The organism is Stenotrophomonas sp. 93052_Sma (assembly GCF_056481145.1).
Window position 1 is genome coordinate 999,801 of sequence record NZ_CM151134.1, and the last position, 18,641, is coordinate 1,018,441.

At 66.5% G+C, this 18,641-nt stretch carries 9 protein-coding genes and 3 pseudogenes; 3 read left to right on the forward strand and 9 right to left on the reverse strand.

Annotation, left to right across the window (positions count from 1 at the left end; genetic code table 11):
* Positions 1 to 12: 12 nt before the first annotated feature.
* The 9 genes and pseudogenes from ACZK2V_RS04660 to ACZK2V_RS04700 all read right to left on the reverse strand — a co-directional run bounded on the left by ACZK2V_RS04660 (position 13) and on the right by ACZK2V_RS04700 (position 16,265).
* Positions 13 to 552 (reverse strand): phosphatase PAP2 family protein, encoded by a 540-nt coding sequence (locus tag ACZK2V_RS04660; RefSeq protein ID WP_049400923.1) that lies wholly within the window; start codon positions 550 to 552, stop codon positions 13 to 15.
* Positions 533 to 1,678: a glycosyltransferase family 4 protein gene (locus ACZK2V_RS04665; protein WP_049462832.1), complete on the reverse strand. Its 1,146-nt coding sequence runs from the start codon at positions 1,676 to 1,678 to the stop codon at positions 533 to 535. The genes ACZK2V_RS04660 and ACZK2V_RS04665 overlap by 20 nt, the downstream gene beginning before the upstream one ends.
* Before the next feature lie 145 nt (positions 1,679 to 1,823).
* A pseudogene (locus ACZK2V_RS04670) lies at positions 1,824 to 4,746 on the reverse strand (TonB-dependent receptor domain-containing protein).
* Positions 4,747 to 5,083: 337 nt separating this feature from the next.
* On the reverse strand, positions 5,084 to 8,053 hold the full coding sequence (locus ACZK2V_RS04675) for a TonB-dependent receptor domain-containing protein (RefSeq protein WP_049422614.1): 2,970 nt from the start codon (positions 8,051 to 8,053) through the stop codon (positions 5,084 to 5,086).
* Positions 8,054 to 8,357: 304 nt separating this feature from the next.
* Positions 8,358 to 9,882: pseudogene (gene ppx, locus ACZK2V_RS04680) on the reverse strand (exopolyphosphatase).
* A gap of 402 nt (positions 9,883 to 10,284) precedes the next feature.
* Positions 10,285 to 12,370, reverse strand: a pseudogene (gene ppk1 / locus ACZK2V_RS04685) (polyphosphate kinase 1).
* A 4-nt stretch (positions 12,371 to 12,374) separates the two neighbouring features.
* A complete protein-coding gene (gene phoR, locus ACZK2V_RS04690; protein WP_032129078.1) occupies positions 12,375 to 13,706 on the reverse strand; it encodes a phosphate regulon sensor histidine kinase PhoR in 1,332 nt (443 codons plus the stop codon).
* Positions 13,707 to 13,812: 106 nt separating this feature from the next.
* Positions 13,813 to 14,502: a phosphate regulon transcriptional regulator PhoB gene (phoB, locus tag ACZK2V_RS04695; RefSeq protein WP_005408258.1), complete on the reverse strand. Its 690-nt coding sequence runs from the start codon at positions 14,500 to 14,502 to the stop codon at positions 13,813 to 13,815.
* 116 nt (positions 14,503 to 14,618) lie between these two features.
* Complete coding sequence (locus ACZK2V_RS04700) at positions 14,619 to 16,265, reverse strand: M48 family metalloprotease (RefSeq protein WP_032129079.1); 1,647 nt, start codon at positions 16,263 to 16,265, stop codon at positions 14,619 to 14,621.
* Between the two features lie 142 nt (positions 16,266 to 16,407).
* On the opposite strand from ACZK2V_RS04700, the gene grxC reads away from it, so the two are divergent.
* The 3 genes from grxC (at position 16,408) to ACZK2V_RS04715 (ending at position 18,453) form a co-directional block, all read left to right on the forward strand.
* A complete protein-coding gene (grxC, locus tag ACZK2V_RS04705) occupies positions 16,408 to 16,698 on the forward strand; it encodes a glutaredoxin 3 (protein WP_049400919.1) in 291 nt (96 codons plus the stop codon).
* Positions 16,695 to 17,087 carry a carboxymuconolactone decarboxylase family protein gene (locus tag ACZK2V_RS04710; RefSeq protein WP_004146041.1) on the forward strand — a complete coding sequence of 131 codons (393 nt, stop codon included), beginning with the start codon at positions 16,695 to 16,697 and terminating at the stop codon, positions 17,085 to 17,087. The genes grxC and ACZK2V_RS04710 overlap by 4 nt, the downstream gene beginning before the upstream one ends.
* Positions 17,088 to 17,448: 361 nt before the next feature.
* Complete coding sequence (locus ACZK2V_RS04715; protein WP_032129081.1) at positions 17,449 to 18,453, forward strand: isocitrate dehydrogenase; 1,005 nt, start codon at positions 17,449 to 17,451, stop codon at positions 18,451 to 18,453.
* The last annotated feature ends 188 nt before the right edge of the window (positions 18,454 to 18,641 follow it).

The following is an 18,641-nucleotide window of genomic DNA, read 5'->3' on the forward strand; positions in this document are numbered from 1 at the left end:
TGACCCCGGGGGCTACACCGGCAGCGGCAACCAGGCCAGGCTGGCCGATGCCAGCAGGATGGCAATGCCGGTGGCGGCCAGTACATCGGACGGGTAGTGCAGGCCCAGCACCACCCGCGACAGCGCGACGCCGAAGGTGAACGGCACCAGTAGCGGCGCCAGCCACGGGTAGTAGGCCAGCGCGACGATGGTGAACGACACCGCGTGCAGGGTGTGCCCGGAGGGGAAGCTGAACTCGTCCAGCGGCGCCACCCAGGCGCGGATGCGCAGATCGGCCGCATACGGGCGAGGACGCCGGGTCCACCGCTTGAGGCCTTTGTAGAGCAGCAGGGCGGCCAGGCCGGTGGCGGCCATGTGCACCGATGCACGCAGTCCGTCGAAGCCGTCCAGCGCCACCAGCGCGCCCATCAGCACGTACCAGAACACGCCATCGCCGAGCCGGCTGATGACCGAGAACAGGCGACGCACGCGGCGACGCCGGCAGTAGTGGTTGGCCCGGCGGCAGAGCCGCGCCTCGCGGCCAGCCAGCAGCTCAAGCGGCGTGGTGCGCATGGCCGCTCCTCCGCGACTGGGCCAGCTCGGCCAGCAGGGCATCGAATTCGGCAACCACCTGCTGTGGATGCAGGCGCTTCATCGCACGCGCGGCGCTGCTGCCGAATTCGCGGCGCCGTGCATCATCGGCGGCCAGCTGCACCGCTGCCTCGATGAACTGCTCATCGTTTTCCACGGCCGCACCGTTCTCGCCATCACGCAGGTATTCGCGGGCCGCACCGTAGTCGAAAGCGACGGTGGCCAGGCCGCTGGCCATGCTTTCCAGGGTCACGTTGCCAAAGGTCTCGCTGCGGCTGGGGAACAGGAACAGGTCACCGCTGGCGAAATGCCGTGCCAGGGCTTCGCCGCGCTGGATGCCGCAGAAAATGAAATCGGGGTTTTCATGTGCCAGTTTTTCGCGGGCCGGACCATCACCCACCCAGACGAAGCGGGCTTTGGGCCGGACCTGCTGCAGGCGGCGGAAGGCTTTCACCGCCAGGCCAAGGTTTTTTTCCGCAGCGATGCGGCCGACATGGATCGCGACCAGGCCGTTGCCGTCCACGCCCCATTCCTCGCGCAGCGCCGGGTCGCGCCGGCCCGGATCGAACTGCTGGCTGTCGACCGCGCGTGCCAGCAGGCGCACGCGTTCGAAGCCCTGTTCACCGAGGAACTGCTGCAGCTCGCGGGTGGGCACCAGGGTTGCATCGGCCTGGTTGTGGAACCGGCGCATCCAGCGCATCGCGGCAGCCTGCAGCCAGGCCACGCCGTAGTCGGGCAGGTACTCGTCGAAGCGGGTATGGAAACCACTGGCGACCGGAATGCCAAGGCGGCGCGCGGTGCGCAGCGCCGACCAGCCCAGCGGGCCTTCGGTGGCGATGTAGACCGCATCGGGACGCTGCTGCTGCCAGTGGCGGTTGAGCCGGATCGGTGCAGGCAGGCCGAAGCGCAGGCCGGGGTAGCGCGGCAGTGCGGCGCCCGGCACCAGCAGCGTGCCCGGTGCCGAGTCCAGTGCTTCGCTGGTCTGGCGTGGCCGGATCAGGTCGATGTCATGGCCGGAATTGCGCAGTCCCTGCTCCAGGCCCTGCACGGTGAGGGCAACGCCGTTCACTTCCGGCGGGTAGGTCTCGGTGACGATGGCATAGCGCATGGCGGGCCTCCGGGTTTCCGGCATGCTCGGGCCTGGCGATGTAGCCGATATGACCGCTTTGCGACCACGGGATGACGGTGGTCAGGTCCCTGTACGAAGCCACGGCCCCGAAGGGCCGTGGCGGTCGTGCAGGGGGCGCGGTGGATCAGAAGCGCTGCTGGTATTTCATGTAGATGAAACGACCGATGTCGAAGCCACCGTAGTAGGAGAAGTTGGCGCTCGGCTGGCTGTACATGGCCGGTCCCTGGCGGCCGAACACATTGTTGGCACCGATCGAGACGGTCGCATCCCATGGCAGGTTGTAGCGCGCCTGCACGTCGTGGAAGGTGACCGATCCGCGACGGTTGTAGTCACGGCTGCCACTGAACCACGGCGCGCTGGCCCGGGTGCGAGCACTCACCCGGATACGTGGCTGCATCCAGGCAACGCTCCTTGACCGCGGAGAAATAGCGCAGGCCCCAGTTAAGGCCGAGGTTGCCACGCTCCCAGCCCAACGATGCGTTGGAGCGCACACGGAAGCCGATGCCGCCGTTGCTGGCGATGCCATTGCTGGGAATGGGCGGGGCATCCGCCTCGTTGGTGGTCCGTTCTTCCGCGGCGACCACATAGGTGGTCTTCCAGTCGGCGCTCAGCGTGCCCCAGGACGTTTCGATCTTGTGGCCGATCTCCAGGTCATAGCCTTCGGCCTGGCGGAACCCGCTGTTGCGGCTGCCATAGTTGAGCGTGTTGACGATGCCCAGTTCCGGGTCGCGGGTGAAACTGCCGCAGCGCTCGGCGATGCCCAGTTCGTAGCAGTCGCGGAGGATGTCGTTGGGATGGTCGGCGACGATGGTGTTGTCGATGCGGATCTTCCACCAGTCCAACGCAATGTTCAGTCCTTCGGCAAACGTCGGGCTCCAGACCAGGCCCAGCGTGCGGCTGGTCGAGGTTTCCGGCTTCAGGTCGGGATTGGAGCCGTTGGTGAAGGGCAGGGGCGTCTGCCCACTGCTGCCGGTGATCGGCTCGTTGCCCTGGCCGAGCTGGCGGTAGCTGTCCGCGTTGGGGATGTCGGCGGCGCAGCGTGCACGTACCTCCGGGCTGCTGGCGGCGGCGCCATAGACCGTATCGCAGGGGTCACGGAAGCCGGTGGTGAAGGTCTGCGAGCCGCCACCGTACAGATTCGAGATGGTCGGTGCACGGAAACCCTGTGCCCACGTGCCACGGACCAGCAGCTGGTCGATCGGCTTCCACGAGATGCCGAACTTGCTGTTGAGGGTTCCGCCGAAGGTGGTGTAGTCCGAGTAGCGCGTTGCCATGTCCAGGGTCAGCTGGCGTGCACCGGGGAGGTCGCTCAGCACCGGCACGCTCAGCTCCAGATAGGCCTCGTCGACACGGTAGCCACCGCCGGTGGGGCCCGCCGCCAGATTGGTGGTGGCGCCGGTCTGGGCCAGCGCATCGGGAGTGAAGCGACCCTCCTCGCGGCGGCTCTCCACACCCAGGGCGAAGCCCAGTTCCCCGGCGGGCAGCGTGGCAAGGCCGCCACTGAGGCTGGCGAACAGGTTGCGGGTGGTGTTGCGGCCACGGGTGAGTTCCTCGGGGAACAGCCAGTCCTGCAGTTCGCCATTGCCGGTCAGGCCGTACGGGTCATCCTGGCCATACGGCACCAGTGGATTCCAGGGCTTGCAGCCGGCAATCGGTGCATCCGGTGTACCGCATTCCACCTTGCCGGTGGCCGGGTTGTAGAACGAAGGACCGGTGGAATCGGCAACGCGCTGCTTGTGCAGGTCGCCGGTGGCACGCTGCTCCAGCTCGCTGCGGTTGTACTGGTAGCCGGCTTCCCAATCGAAGTCGCGACCGGCGAACTGGAAGCTGCCTTCAAACGCTGCAACACCCTGCCAGGTGGTCAGTTCGCTGGTGCTGACGCGTGGAATCTCCCAGGTGCGGCGGTTCCAGTGCACGTCGCTTGGGCGTTCATAGCCGTGGTGGCGGCCGAACGGATTGAACCAGCTGTCGGCGGACATCGGCGAGATGCCGGCCGCACCGGACTGGAACGGATAGCCGGCAATCTGGCGCGTGGTGGTGCGTCGGTTGTAGGCCAGCTGGGTGTTGAAGCGGATCTGGTCGTTCAGATCCATGCGTGCATCGACGAAGAGCGAATCGCGCTTGATCGGCGTCTGCACGTGCATTTGTTCATTGCTGTTGCTGACATCACCGGTGAACGGTGTGTTGTCACTGAGGTGGAAGCTGTCCGGCCCGCCCGGCTGGCTGCCGCGATCGAGCGAATAGCTGCAGCCACGGGCGCTGCTGCAGCCCGGGCCCTTGAAGCCGACGATGCGCCCCCACTGCCCGACCGTGGTCCAGCCATCGTCCGGATGACGATCGGTATAGGTGTAGGCGCTGAAGCCGCGGTCCTTCGCCCAAACGCCCTTTTCTTCGACATGCTCGGCGGCGACACTGATCGAAGCGCGGTCATTCGACCAGCCGGCAACCACGTCGTACTGGGTGCGGGCACCATCGCCTTCGCTGAACTGCCCGTGGTAGACGTTGGCGGTCACGCCCTGGACGTTGCGCCGGGTGATGATGTTGACCACGCCGGCCATCGCGTCGGAACCGTAGATGGCCGAGGCGCCGTCCTTCAGCACTTCCATGCGTTCCACGGCAGCGGCGGGAATGCTGGATATATCCTGGTAACCCGAAGTGGTCATGCTCAGGCGCTTGCCGTTGACCAGCACCAGGGTGCGCTGTGCACCGAGGCCGCGCATGTCCACGTAGCTGCCGCCTGCGGCCTCGCCCGCACTGAGCGGGCTGGCACGGCTCAAGGCCGGGCTGCCGGTTGCGGTCAGGTTCTGCAGGATGTCGGCAACGGAATTGAAGCCCTGCCGCTCGATGTCGGCGCGGCTGATGGTCAGCACCGGCTGCGCGGTTTCCAGGTCGACCTGGCGGATGCGTGAACCGGTGATCTCGATACGGTCCAGCGTGGTGGCTTCCGGTGCGTGCTGGGCGAATGCGGGGGCGGCCAGTGCGGTGGTGGCCGTCATCGCCAGTGCACGACGGATCGCCAACCCGAGCTCGGGAATACGGATGGTCATGGGTCTCTCTCTCAGTCTTCGAAGTCTTCGGAACACAGCCAAGCGGGGCTGCGTCAACTCCACCGCGGCGGTGGATGTTCGAACCTAGTGAAGATGGATGGGGACACGTATGGGCAAGCGACGAAAGCGCTGCAGACGGCCGTGACGCTTCTGCACAAAGCGGAAGCAAATCAATCGATTGCTCCAACCTGTGGCATCGCGGCGGACGCAGCGCAGAGGACCGTGTCCCTGATTGAACGCATCACGGTCAATGTGGAAAGCGACAGTCTGCGCGGAGGCAGAAAAAAACCACGGCCCCGAAGGGCCGTGGTCGTCGAGCTTCAACAGCGCGGATGGATCAGAAGCGCTGCTGGTACTTCATGTACATGAAACGACCGATGTCGTAGCCACCGTAGTAGGAGAACGACGAGTTCGGCTTGCTGTACATCACCGGCGCTTCCTTGCCGAACACATTGTTCGCGCCCACCGAAACGGTGGCATCCCACGGCAGGTTGTAGCGGAACTGCACGTCGTGGAAGGTCACGGCACCGCGCTCGTTGTACGCGGTCGGCGACTTCAGCCACGGAGCCAGGAAGGTCGGATCGGAGCATTCGTCCGCATAACGCGAGGCGTTGAGGCAGCGCTCCTTCACACCGGAGTAGTAGCGTGCCGTCCAGCTGACGCCGAAGTCACCCACATCCCAGCCCAGCACCAGGTTCGAGCGCACGCGGAACGCAAGGCTGGTGGCGGTGCCGATGGTGTTGGCAACGCCGTTGATCGGCGTGATCGCTTCGCGGACATCGTTGGTGGAGCGGTAGACGTTCTTGCTGACGTAGGTGCTGGTCCAGCCTGCGCTCAGCTTGCCGTAGCTGGTGTCGACGCGGTAGCTGACATCCAGGTCGTAACCTTCGGTCTCGGCAAAGCCGGCATTGCGGTTGCCGAACTTCAGGCCGGTGACGATGCCGTTGGACGGGTCACGGCTGAAGCGGCTGCAGCGCGATTCGATGCCCTGCTCGTAGCAGTCCCTCAGGATCTGGTTCGGACTGTCACCGACGATGGTGTTGTCGATGCGGATCTTCCACCAGTCCAGCGCCACGTTGAGGTTGCTGAGGAAGGTCGGGCTCCACACCAGGCCCAGCGTCTTGCTGGTCGAGGTTTCCGGAACCAGCAGCGGGTTCGAACCGGACACGAACGGCGTCGGGGTCGCATCCTGCGCCGTGGTCACCGGGGCGTTGCCCTGCTTCAGCTGGCGGAAGTTGGCGGCATCGGCGATGTCACGTGCGCATCGCGCGCGGACTTCGGCACTGCCCTTGGCCGAGCCGAACACGGTGTCGCACGGATCGCTGAACTGCGCGAAGGTTTCCGAACCACCACCGTACAGGTCGTTGATGGTCGGGGCGCGGAAGCCTTCTGCCCAGGTACCACGGACCAGCAGCTGGTCGATCGGCTTCCACTTGAAGCCGAACTTGCTGTTGAGCGTGTTGCCGAAGGTGTTGTACTTGGAGTAACGGGTGGCGGCACTGAAGCTCAGCTCACGCGCACCGGGCAGGTCGGCCAGCACCGGCACGCTGAGCTCCAGGTAGGCTTCCTTCACGTTGTAGCTGCCACCGGTCGGGCCTGCGGCCAGGTTGGTGGTAGCGCCGGTCTGGGCCAGGGCATCGGGGGTGTAGCGGCCATCTTCCTTGCGGCTTTCCACGCCGAAAGCGAAGCCCAGGTCGCCGGCCGGCAGGGTCATGATGCTGCCGGACAGGTTGGCGAACGCGTTCTTGGTGGTGGTCCGGCCGGTGGTGTGCTCCGCCGGGAACAGCCAGGCCATCAGTTCTTCATTGCCGGTCAGTCCGTTCGGATCGTTCTTGCCGTAGGGCACCAGCGGGTTCCACGGCGTGCAGCCGCTGATCACCGCGCCCGGACGGCCACACATCACCTTGCCGGTGGCCGGATCCAGGAACGACGGACCCACGGCGTCACGCACGCGCTTCTTGTGCAGGTTGCCGGTGGCGGTAGCGGTCAGCTCGTTGCGGTTGTACTGGTAGCCCACGTCCCAGTCGAAGTAGCGCTGGCCGATCTCGAAGCTGCCATCCAGCGACACTACCGCACGGTAGGTCTTCAGTTCGCTGGTGCTCACACGCGGGATTTCCCAGGTGCGGCGGTTCCAGGCCACGTCGGTTGGCTTGGCATAGCCGTGCTGGTTGCCGAACGGATTGAAGTAGCTGTCCTTGGACATCAGGCCGGTGGCGGTCGGGTCGCCCGAGATGGACACCGAGCTGGACTGCAGGGGGTAGCCTGCAATCTGGCGCTCGGCCGAACGCTTGTTGTAGCCGAATTCGGTGCGCAGGTTGACCTGGTCGGTGATCTTGAAGCGACCGTCGAAGTACACCGAATCACGCTTGAGCGGATACATGACGTGCATCTGTTCGTTGGCGTTGCTGACGTCGCCGGTGAACGGGGTCGCATCGGTCAGGTGGTAGTTGGCCGGGTTGGTCGGGTCAGCACCACGGTTGAGCGAATAGCCGCAGCCGTCCTTGGTGTTGGTGCAGCCCGGGCCGCCCTTCAGGCCGGTGACCTGGCCCCACTGGCTCAGCGTGGTCCAGTTGGAGGCATCGTTCGGGTGGCGGTCGCTCACGCCGTACTTGCTGAACCAGCGGTCCTTGGCCCAGACGCTCTTCTCTTCCGAGTGCTCCAGTGCCAGGGTCAGCGACACCCGGTCATTGCTCCAGCCGCCGACCACATCGAAGCGATCGCGCGCGCCGTCACCTTCGCTGTACTGACCGTGGTACACGTTGGCGGTCACGCCGTTGACGTTGGAACGGGTGATGATGTTGACCACGCCGGCCATCGCATCGGAACCGTAGATGGCCGACGCGCCATCCTTCAGCACTTCGATGCGCTCCACCGCCGACACCGGCAGCGAGGACACGTCCTGCAGGCCCGAGGTGCTGATGCCCAGGCGCTTGCCGTTGACCAGCACCAGGGTGCGCTGCGCGCCCAGGTTGCGCATGTCGATGTAGGTGCCGCCGGTGTTTTCGCCCGAGCTCAGTGCGTTTGCACGGCTGATCGCCGGGCTGCCCATGGCGGTCACGTTCTGCAGGATGTCGGCCACCGAGCTGAAGCCCTGGCGCTCGATGTCCAACCGGCTCAGTGCCAGGACCGGCTGAGCGGTTTCCACGTCCACCTGGCGGATGCGCGAGCCAGTGATCTCGATGCGATCCAGGGTGGTCGGCGCGGCGGTGCTGCCACTCTGGGCGAACGCAGGCAGGGCGGCCAGCGTCGCAGTGGTTGCCAGGGCGTAGCGGATGGCCTGCCCCAGGGGGGTGGTACGTGAAGTCATGACGAGCTCTCTCTCTCAGGTCGTGCAGGGACGCCAAAAGGGGCGTCGAAGAAATCGGCCGCCCACAAGCGGACCGATGACCCGATAGTAGTCTCGTTGGTTAATGCCCTGTAAAGAGGTCGTGTCGATTTGTACCAGGCTTCATCGTCAGATTTCACGAAAGCTCAACAAAAGCAGTCGCTTAGCTGTAACGCTGAATGCGCTCCCCCGACTTGATCTGCTGCGTCGCAGCAGGTCAACCGGGGGCGCATGCGCGAACCGTAACGGTGTGTGACCTTCTTTCCCTCGCGGGAAAGCGTGAGCCTCAGGCTACGAAGGGCCGGAACTGGATGCCCAGCCCGGCGATGCCGTCGGTCTCGCCGATCAGATCGGCGCGCAGCAGTGGCCGGGCATCAATGAAGGCCTGCGGCACGATCAACGACAGGCGGTTGTCGTCGGCGGTCAGTTCCAACGCCGGCAGTGGATCGTCCTCATGGGCACGATTGAGCAGCACCGCCAGGCGCAGCAGGGCGGCCAGCCGGCGAGCGGTCAGCAGCAGGCGCTCGGGCAGGGCGTCGAAGGCGGTCTTGGTCACGCTGCGGCGATGGCTGCGCACCAGCGCGGCCAGCATCTGCTGTTCCTGCCGCGAGAAGCCGGCGATATCCGAGTGTTCCAGCACGTAACTGCCATGCACGTGGTAGCCGCTGTGCGCGATCATCAGGCCCAGCTCGTGCAGGCGCGCGGCCCAGCCGAGCATGCGCGCGTCGTCGGCATCGAGCCGCCAGCGTTCCTGCACCTGTTCCAGCAGTGACAGCGCGGTGTCCTGCACACGGTCGGCCTGCACGGTATCGATGCCGTAGCGCTGGCTGAGCGCGGACACCGATTCATCGCGCAGATCGTTCTCGCCAGCGCGGCCGACGATGTCGTACAGGATGCCTTCGCGCATCGCGGCCTTGCTGACCAGCAGCTTCTGCAGGCCCAGTGCCTGGAAGGCGGCCTCCAGCACCAGGATGCCGCCGGCAATGATCGGGCGGCGGTCGCTGGACAGTCCCGGCAACTGGATGTCGTCGATCTTCTTGGCCTTCAGCAGTTCGTCGCGCAGTTGCGGCAGGGCCTCGGCGGTGATCGCGCCCTTGCTCAGCTTCATCGTCGCGCAGATCTCGCTGATCGCCTTGTGCGTGCCCGAAGAACCCAGCGCTTCCTGCCAGCCCAGCGCGCGGTACTTGCTGGCGAAGGGCTGGAACTCGCGACCGATCTCGGCCAGCGCGTCCTTCCAGCGCTTCTTGCTCAGCTTGCCGCCGGGGAAGAAACGCCGGGTGCTGGCAATGCAGCCGGCCTGCAGGCTTTCGCGCTCCAGGGTCTGCATGCCCATGCCGATGATGAATTCGGTGGAGCCGCCGCCGATGTCGATGACCAGCCGGCGCTGGCCGGGCTTGGGCGGTTGTGCATGGGCCACGCCCAGGTAGATCAGGCGCGCTTCTTCGCGGCCGCTGACCACTTCGATGGCGTGCCCGAGCGCGGTTTCGGCGGGAACCAGGAACGACTGCGGTGAACGCAGCTGGCGCACGGTATTGGTGGCCAGTGCGCGCACCCGGTGCGGCGGTACATTGCGGATGCGCTGGCCGAAGCGGGCCAGGCATTCCAGCGCGCTGCCGGGCAGCGGAGGAGAGCCCGCCTTTGCCGTCCAGGCCGTCGGCCATGCGCACCGTCTCGCGCAGGCGGTCGATTACCCGCAGCTGGCCGAGCGTGTAGCGCGCGATGACCATGTGGAAACTATTGGAGCCAAGGTCGATGGCGGCCAGCAGGTCGCCATCCTGCAATGCGGGCGGAGTCGTGGTGGTGTGCGGCATGGACGAATGTTAGCCGAAGGGGCGGTGTGCTCGTCACCGCGCGGCCTTCACATTTTGGAAGAGGGGAGTGCGGCAGGGCTGCGCCCTGCACCCGCAGAGGCCAGAGCAACAGCAACAGCAACAGCAACAGCAACAGCAACAGCAACAGCGGGCTATCCGTGGGATGGCGGGGCGGGTCCGATGGCAGGGGACGCCGTGAACCCGTCCATGGGGGCTTGGTCGCCGCATCCATGCGGCTCACACCCCTGCCACCGGACCCACCCCGCCTTCGACAGTTCTCTGCGATCTGCCGGGACGGCGTTCTGCGCGGCTGTTGGTGGGTGTCGACCTTGGTCGACACGGTAGATCCACGCCATGCGTGGATGAATCCAAACGTGCCGACCAAGGTCGACACCTACCGGGTCAGAGACCCTGCATCAGTGCCATCTGCGCAGAATGCGGTGCCTCGTCGTGGGCGGGCGCACGCTTGTGGTAGATGCCGTCGGCATCCAGTTCCCAGGCATTGAGGTTGTCGTCCAGGTAGTTCTGCAGGACCTCGCGGTAGACCCGCTTGGCCAGCTCCGGATCGAGGATCGGGAAGCAGGTCTCGACCCGGCGCAGCAGGTTGCGCTCCAGCCAGTCGGCGCTGGCGCAGTACATCTCCGGTGCGCCGTCGTTGCCGAACCAGTAGACGCGGCTGTGCTCCAGGAAGCGGCCGACGATCGAGCGCACGCGGATGTTGTCCGAGATGCCCGGCACACCCGGGCGCAGGGTGCAGGCGCCGCGGATGATCAGGTCGATCTGCACGCCGGCCTGCGAGGCGGCGTACAGCGCGCACCACCTGCGGTTCGTTCAGGGCGTTCATCTTGGCGATGATCCGCGCCGGGCGGCCTGCGGCGGCGATGCGCGTCTCGCGCTCGATGCGGCCGAGGATGCCGGTGTGCAGGGTGAAGGGCGACTGCAGCAGGCGCTTGAGCTTCATCTTCGAGGCCAGCCCGGACAGCTGCTGGAACAGCAGGTGCACATCGTTGCCGATGTCCGCATCGGCGGTAATCAGGCTGATGTCGGTGTACGCACGGGCGGTACCGCTGTGGTAGTTGCCGGTACCAAGGTGCACATAGCGGCGCAGCTTGCGGCCCTCGCGGCGCACGATCAGCAGCATCTTGGCGTGGGTCTTGTAGCCGACCACGCCATACACCACCTGCACGCCGGCCTCCTGCAGGCGATCAGCCAGGCCGAGGTTGGCTTCCTCGTCGAAGCGGGCGCGCAGTTCGACCACCACGGTCACGTCCTTGCCGTTGCGTGCGGCCTGGATCAGTGCATCGACAATCAGCGAATCCTTGCCGGTGCGGTACAGGGTCTGCTTGATCGCCAGCACGTTGGGATCGACCGCCGCCTGCCGGATCAGGTCCAGCACGGCGGTGAAGGCATCGAACGGGTGATGCAGCAGCAGGTCGTGGCGCGCCACTGTCTCGAAGATGCCGTCGCTGTCGCGCAGCGTGCGCGGGGTCATCGGCGGGTACTTCAGGTCTGGCTGTGCGATCAGGTCGTACAGCTGGATGATGCGGTTGAGGTTGACCGGGCCGTCGATGCGGTACACCGCGTTCTCGGTCAGGCCGAAGTTCTGCAGCAGGGTGCGCACGATGTCGCGCGGCATGTCCTGCGCGATTTCCAGGCGCACTGCCGGCCGGTAGCCGCGGTCGACCAGTTCGTCGCGCAGTGCCAGTGCCAGGTTCTCCACTTCCTCCTCGTCCACCACCAGCTCGGAATTGCGGGTGACGCGGAACTGGTAGGCACCCTGGACTTCCATGCCCGGGAACAGTTCATCGACGAACGTGGACAGCACCGAGGACAGGAACACGAAGTTCTGCGGACCGCCGAGTTTCTCCGGCAGCTGGATGATGCGCGGCAGCGAGCGCGGCGCACGCACGATGGCCAGGTGGCCGGCGCGGCCGAACGCGTCGGTGCCCTTCAGCACCACCACGATGTTCAGCGACTTGTTGAGGATCTTCGGGAACGGGTGCACCGGGTCCAGGCCCAGCGGCGACAGCACCGGCATGATCTCGTTGCGGAAGTACGCACGCAGCCAGCGCTTCTGGCGATCGGTCCAGGAATGGCGGCCGAGCACGCCGATGCCGGCCTCCATCAGCGCCGGGCGCAGCGTCTCGTTCCAGCAGCGGTACTGCTGGTCCACCAGTTCCGCGGCGCGGTCATGGATGGCGTTGAGGATGGCCTGCGGGCTCATCCCGTCCGGCGCCGGCGGCAGGCCGAATTCCTGTGCGTGGCGTACGGCAGCGGCGCGGATCTCGAAGAACTCGTCGAGGTTGGTGCAGGAGATGCACATGAAGCGCAGGCGCTCCAGCAGCGGCACCTGCGGGTCCATCGCCTGGGCCAGCACGCGGAAGTTGAAATCCAGCTGCGACAGCTCGCGGTTGATGTACAGCGCCGGGTCGCGCAACGGATCGTTGTCCGGGCTCACGGGGAGGGGGAGGGATCCGAGGCTGCTCATGGAGTCATTCTTCGATGGAGGTCAGGGGGGCGGACTCGCGCGGGCGCACGTGGTCGGCATCGAAATGGCAGGAGAACACCGAGCCCTTGCCGACCTCGCTTTCAATCTCCAGCCGTGCGTGGTGCAGGCCGAGGATGTGCTTGACGATGGACAGGCCCAGGCCGGTACCGCCGCTTTCGCGGGAGCGGCTGCTGGAGACACGGTAGAAGCGTTCGGTCAGGCGCGGCAGGTGGGAGGCCGGGATGCCATAGCCGGAATCGCGCACCGCCAGCACGGCACCGTCGCCTTCGCGGCGGAACTCCACGGCGATGCGGCCACCGGCCGGCGTATAGCGCACCGCATTGGTGACCAGGTTGGAGAAGGCGCTGTGCAGTTCCTTGGTCGAGCCCTGCAGGTCAACGCCGGCCAGGTCGTCGATGCTGATCTGGTGGCGGCCCTGGCTGTGCGCTTCGGCTTCGCGGCGCAGGGTCGCCAGCATCGGCTGCATGGCCACGGTCTCTTCCTCGCTGTGTTCCTGCGATTCGAGGCGCGACAGGGTCAGCAGGTCTTCCACCAGCTGGGCCATGCGCTGGCTCTGCTTGCGCATTTCTTCCAGCATCGGTCCGGTTCCCGGGAAATCCTCCGGGTCCATCATGTCCAGATAGCCGTGCACCACGGTGAGCGGCGTGCGCAGTTCGTGTGAAACGTTGGCCACGAAATCGCGGCGCACCTGTTCCAAGCGCAGCAGCTTGCTGACGTCGCGGGCGATCAGCAGCCAGTAATCCGACGAATAGGGAATCAGGCGCAGGTTCAGGCGGATCGCCGGATCGACCGGCGAAGGCACGTCGAGGATCGGCTCGGCATTGCGGCCGCCGGCCAGCCAGTGCGCCAGCGGCATCGGCTGCAGGCGTTCGACCAGGGCTTCGCCGAGGTCGCCGGGATGATGCAGGCCGAGCAGGGCGGTGGCCGCTTCGTTGAACCACTGCACGCGCTGGCTGTTGCGGTCCAGCACCACCACCGCATCGGGAAGTGCGGCGGCCGCGGCGCGATAGCTGCGCAGCATGTCCAGCAGGCGGCGCTTGCGCACGCGCATTTCCACCTGGTTGCGGTACAGCAGGCGGTCCAGCTCGTTCCAGACGCCGGTGCCTTCCTCGGCGGTATCCCAGCGCTGGCGCGCGGTCAGGCGCCGCAGCACGCTGCGCAGGCGCCAGTAATGCCATGCCAGCGTGGCCAGCGCGCCCAACGCGATGCACAACCACAGATGGCCCGTGAACCACCCCACCAGTCCGGCGAACAGCAGTACCGCGGCAACGGTGGCCAGGGTCTTCAACCAGGCAGAGCGGATGTGGCGGGGCATTGCGATCTCGTCGTTGAGGTGCGGCGGTTCACTGGGGTGAACCGAGGGTTATAGCAGAGTTGCCGGCGCCGGCACCCGCAGGTGCGTGGCGCCGGCACGACGAGGCTCAGGTGGCAGTGGAGAAGCGGTAGCCGGCGCCGCGCACGGTCTGCACCATGTTTTCGGCGTTGAACGGTTCCAGCGTCTTGCGCAGGCGGCGGATGTGCACGTCAATGGTGCGTTCCTCCACGTACACGCTGCCGCCCCACACATGGTCCAGCAGCTGGGCGCGGGTGTAGACGCGCTCCGGGTGGGTCATGAAGAAGTGCAACAGGCGGTACTCGGTGGGGCCGATCGGTACCGGCTGATCGTTGGCGAACACGCGGTGGGCGGCGCCGTCGATGCGGATCGGGCCGACCGCCACGCTGCCGTCCTCGTCGTCCTCGCGGGCGCGGCGCATCACCGCACGGATGCGGGCCAGCAGTTCGCGCGCCGAGAACGGCTTGACCACATAGTCGTCGACGCCGGCTTCAAGGCCACCCACGCGGTCGTTCTCTTCGCCGCGGGCGGTCAGCATGATGATCGGCACTTCGCGGGTCAGGGTTTCCTTGCGCCAGCGCCGGGCCAGGTCCAGGCCACTGGTGCCGGGCAGCATCCAGTCCAGCAGGATCAGGTCGGGGACGCGGTCGGCGATGGCGGTCTGGGCCTCACGGGCGTCGCCGGCGTGGACCGGTTCGTAATCGCCCTTGCGCAGGGCGAAGGCGACCATTTCACGGATCGCGGGCTCGTCATCGACGATCAGGATGCGTTTCTGCACGAGGACACCGTAGGGCTCGGTTACTGGAGTGGTGCCAGTAGACTACGGTTTGATGACATGTTTGTGACTGCCTGGCCGGAACCGGTCGGGATTGCCATCGGCCGGTCATGCAGCGCTCAGCGGCGGTCCAGGTCCGGGTCCTGCACGCCCTGCCGGCGCAGCTCCAGCACGGTGGGGGTGATCGCCTCGATGCGCGCATCCACCCGTGCCCGGCCTACGTAGTCCAGCGCCGGATTGCGCTTGAGCGCCTGCAGCTGCATCAGCGACTGTTCCGGCCGGCCGCTGAGGAAGGCCGCCTCGGCGTAGGCCTCGCTGGCACGCACGCTGTCGCCGGCCAACTCGCTGGCGCGGGCGTACCGCTGCTGGAAGACCGGATCGTTACCGCTTTGCGACAGCAGGGGCCGCAGCATGGCCTGCGCGCGCTGGCCCGCCTCGCGGCTGCCCTGTTCGTTCAGGATCTCGGCATAGGTCAGCGCCACCGGACGGCTGTTGGGGTGCTGACGCAGCAGCTGCTCGAAGCGGCTGTTGGCCTGGGCGGTCTGGCCTGCACGCGATTCGGCCTCGCCCAGCCCCAGAGCCAGCCACAGGTTGTCCGGGCGGGTCTGCAGCAGGCCTGCCAAAGTCTGCCGGGCCTGGGTGGCGCCGGCGCGACCGCTGCGCATCACCGCCAGCGCCTGGCCATAGCGCTGGGCATCGTTGAGGCCGTCCTTCTGACGCTTGGCCAGATCGGCATACTCGCGTTCCAGCTCGGGGGTGGAATCCGCGCTGAGCACGCGCAGGCGCTCGCGGGCCCAGTCGAAGTCGCCACTGGCGCCGCGGCTGAGCTGGCCCATCGGGATGCGCAGCACGCTGCTGGGCAGCAGCGGGTTGGTTCCGCGCAACAGGGGTTCGGCCAGGCTGGGATCGGCCGGGTCCACGCGCTCCCTGCGCTCGCCGCTGGGGGTGCTGGTGGTCAGCAGCACCGTGTCCTTCTTCATCTGGTCGGCGCGGGCCTTCGCCTCGCTGATGCGGGTGATGTTGACCGGATGGGTGCGCAGGAACTCGGGCACGCTGTAGCCACCCTCGTTGCCGCGCATCGCCGATGCCATCCGCTCGAAGAAGCCGGCCATGGCGTCCACGTCGTAACCGCTGCGCGACAGCGTGCGGATGCCGAGGCGATCGGCCTCGGATTCGTTGGAGCGGGTGTAGTTGATCTGGCGCTGCTGCATCAGGCCCATGCCCGAGCTGATCGCGGCCATCGTCGCGTTGCCGGACGACGTGCTGTTGCTGGCCTGTGCGGCCACCACCGCCGCCAGCATGCCGAGCAGGATCGGGATCTGGTCGCGCTGGGCACGCTCGACCCCGCGCAGCACGTGCTGCTGGGTGACGTGGGCGATTTCGTGCGACAGCACCGCAGCCACCTCGTCCTCGCGCTCGGCGGTCAGCACCAGGCCGGCATTGACCCCGATGTAGCCGCCCAGCGTGGCGAAGGCGTTGATCTGGCGGTCCTTCATCACGAAGAAGGTGTACGGCTGGCGAGGCTGGTCGCTGTTGGAGCCGAGCCGGGTACCCATGGTCTGCAGCCAGTCGTTGACCAGCGGGTCATCCAGCAGGTAGCCGTAGTTGCGCAGCTCGCGCAGCATCATCGCGCCGTACTCGGCCTGGCGGGCCGGGGTCAGCAGCTCGCCGGCCGAGGAGCCGATGTCGGGCAGCTTCTCCTGGGCCTGGGCGAGCGGCATGGCCAGGGCCAGGGTGACGGCGGTAGTCAGCAGCAGGGCTCGCAAGCAGTGGGTCCTCGGGCAGGGCGCGCCAAGCGTGGCAGGGTGGGGGGCAACCATTCGTTAATCCACAGTGTTGCGGCCGTGGCGTGGAAATTCCAGCGCACCGGTACCATATGTAGACCGTCGATCCATCGTGGAGTTTCCCGTGACAGCCCAGACCGCCGGCGGTGCCCCCGCCATCACCATCTATTCCACCGCCGTCTGCCCGTACTGCGTGGCCGCCAAGAACTTCCTGAAGAGCAAGGGCCAGCAGTGGACCGAGGTCCGCATCGACCTGGACCCGGTCGAGCGCGAGAAGATGATGGCACTGACCCGCCGTACCAGCGTGCCGCAGATCTTCGTCGGCGACGTCCACGTGGGCGGCTACGACGACATGATGGCCCTGCACCGTGAAGGCAAGCTCGAGCCGCTGTTGGCCGGGCAGGGCCAGGCATGAGCGCGGCCGACGACGGCAGCAAGGACCGCATCGCCGAGTTCACCGACTTCCGCAAGCGCATGAACGAGCGGATCCTGGGCGAGCCGAACCAGGTGGTGCGCCGCTTCTTCGCGCTGGACACGCAGACCTACCAGGCCGGCGCGCTGGATGTGAAGACCAAGGAACTGCTGGGCCTGGTGGCCTCGATGGTGCTGCGCTGCGACGACTGCATCAGCTACCACGTGGCCCAGTGCAAGGACGCCGGGGTGACCCGAGAAGAGTTCTTCGAGACCTTCTCGGTCGGCCTGGTGGTGGGCGGTTCCATCGTGATCCCGCACCTGCGCCGCGCGGTCGACTTCCTCGACCAGCTCGAAGGCGGCGCCGCCGCCCCGGAAGCGCACGCGCACTGAACCTGACGGGCGCCGGGAACCGGGCCCTGTGGCCCTCCCGGTAGTGCCGGCCGCTGGCCGGCATCCCGTGAACCCCACATGGCCGAGGTTGCCGGCCAGCGGCCGGCACTACCGGACGTGCGGGGCGCCTTCCCCGCGATCCATCAGCCCAGGAGCCCCCTTGTTGTTCAAGGGGGCGCGCCGACAGGCGCGGGGATAAGGTGGGGTGCGCGGGCAATTCTGCCTGAGCCGGGCACTGGGACCATGGTCTATTTGGGACCTCGGCCCCGGCTCAGGCATAATTGCCGGTGAAACTTCCTTTGCGCCGGCGTTTCCGGGCACGTCCGGACGGCGTTTTTCCCCCTGTTCGGAACATCGATCAATGACGCAGAAAATTACGGTCATCCGCGGCGACGGCATTGGCCCGGAAATCATGGACGCCACCCTGTTCGTGCTCGACCAGCTCAAGACTGGCCTGGAGTACGAAGACGCCGACGCCGGCCTGGTGGCCCTGGAAAAGCACGGCGACCTGATGCCGGCGGTGACCCTGGAATCGATCGCGCGCAACAAGGTCGCGCTGAAGAGCCCGCTGACCACCCCGGTCGGTGGTGGCTTCACCTCGATCAACGTCAGCCTGCGCCGTCACTTCGACCTGTACGCCAATGTGCGTCCGGCCCACACCTTCCCGAACACCAAGTCGCGTTTCGACAACGTCGACCTGATCACCGTGCGTGAGAACACCGAAGGCGCCTACCTGGCCGAAGGCCAGGAAGTGTCGGCCGACGGCGAGACCGCCTTCTCCGGCACCCGCATCACCCGCAAGGGCTCCGAGCGCATCGTGCGCTACGCCTTCGAGCTGGCCAAGAGCACCGGCCGCAAGAAGGTCACCGCCGTACACAAGGCCAACATCATCAAGTCGACCTCGGGCCTGTTCCTGAATGTCGCCCGTGAAGTGGCTGCGCAGTACCCGGACATCGAATTCCAGGAAATGATCGTCGACAACTGCTGCATGCAGCTGGTGATGCGTCCGGAACAGTTCGACGTGATCGTCACCACCAACCTGTTCGGCGACATCATCTCCGACCTGTGCGCCGGCCTCGTCGGCGGCCTGGGCCTGGCCCCGGGTGCCAACATCGGCAAGGACGCGGCGATCTTCGAAGCCGTGCACGGCACCGCGCCGGACATCGCTGGCCAGGGCAAGGCCAATCCGTGCGCGCTGCTGCTGGCGGCCGCGCAGATGCTGGACCATGTCGGCCAGCCGGAAAATGCCGAGCGCCTGCGCAAGGCCATCGTGGCGACCATGGAAGCCAAGGATTCGCTGACCGGCGACCTGGGCGGCACCGGCACCACCATGAGCTTTGCCCAGGCCATCGCCAGCCGCCTGTAAGCGGCCGGCGTTCCTTGACGGAACCACAGCGGGGCGCCTTCGGGCGCCTCGTTGCGTTGTGGGTCGGCTCGGTAGATCCACGCCATGCGTGGATGGGGCTTTGGTCCGCAGCCACCCATGGGGTGGCTCTACAGGGGATTGTCTGTGCGAAATTTGCACAGATCATGTGCTTTTACATGGCTGGTTCG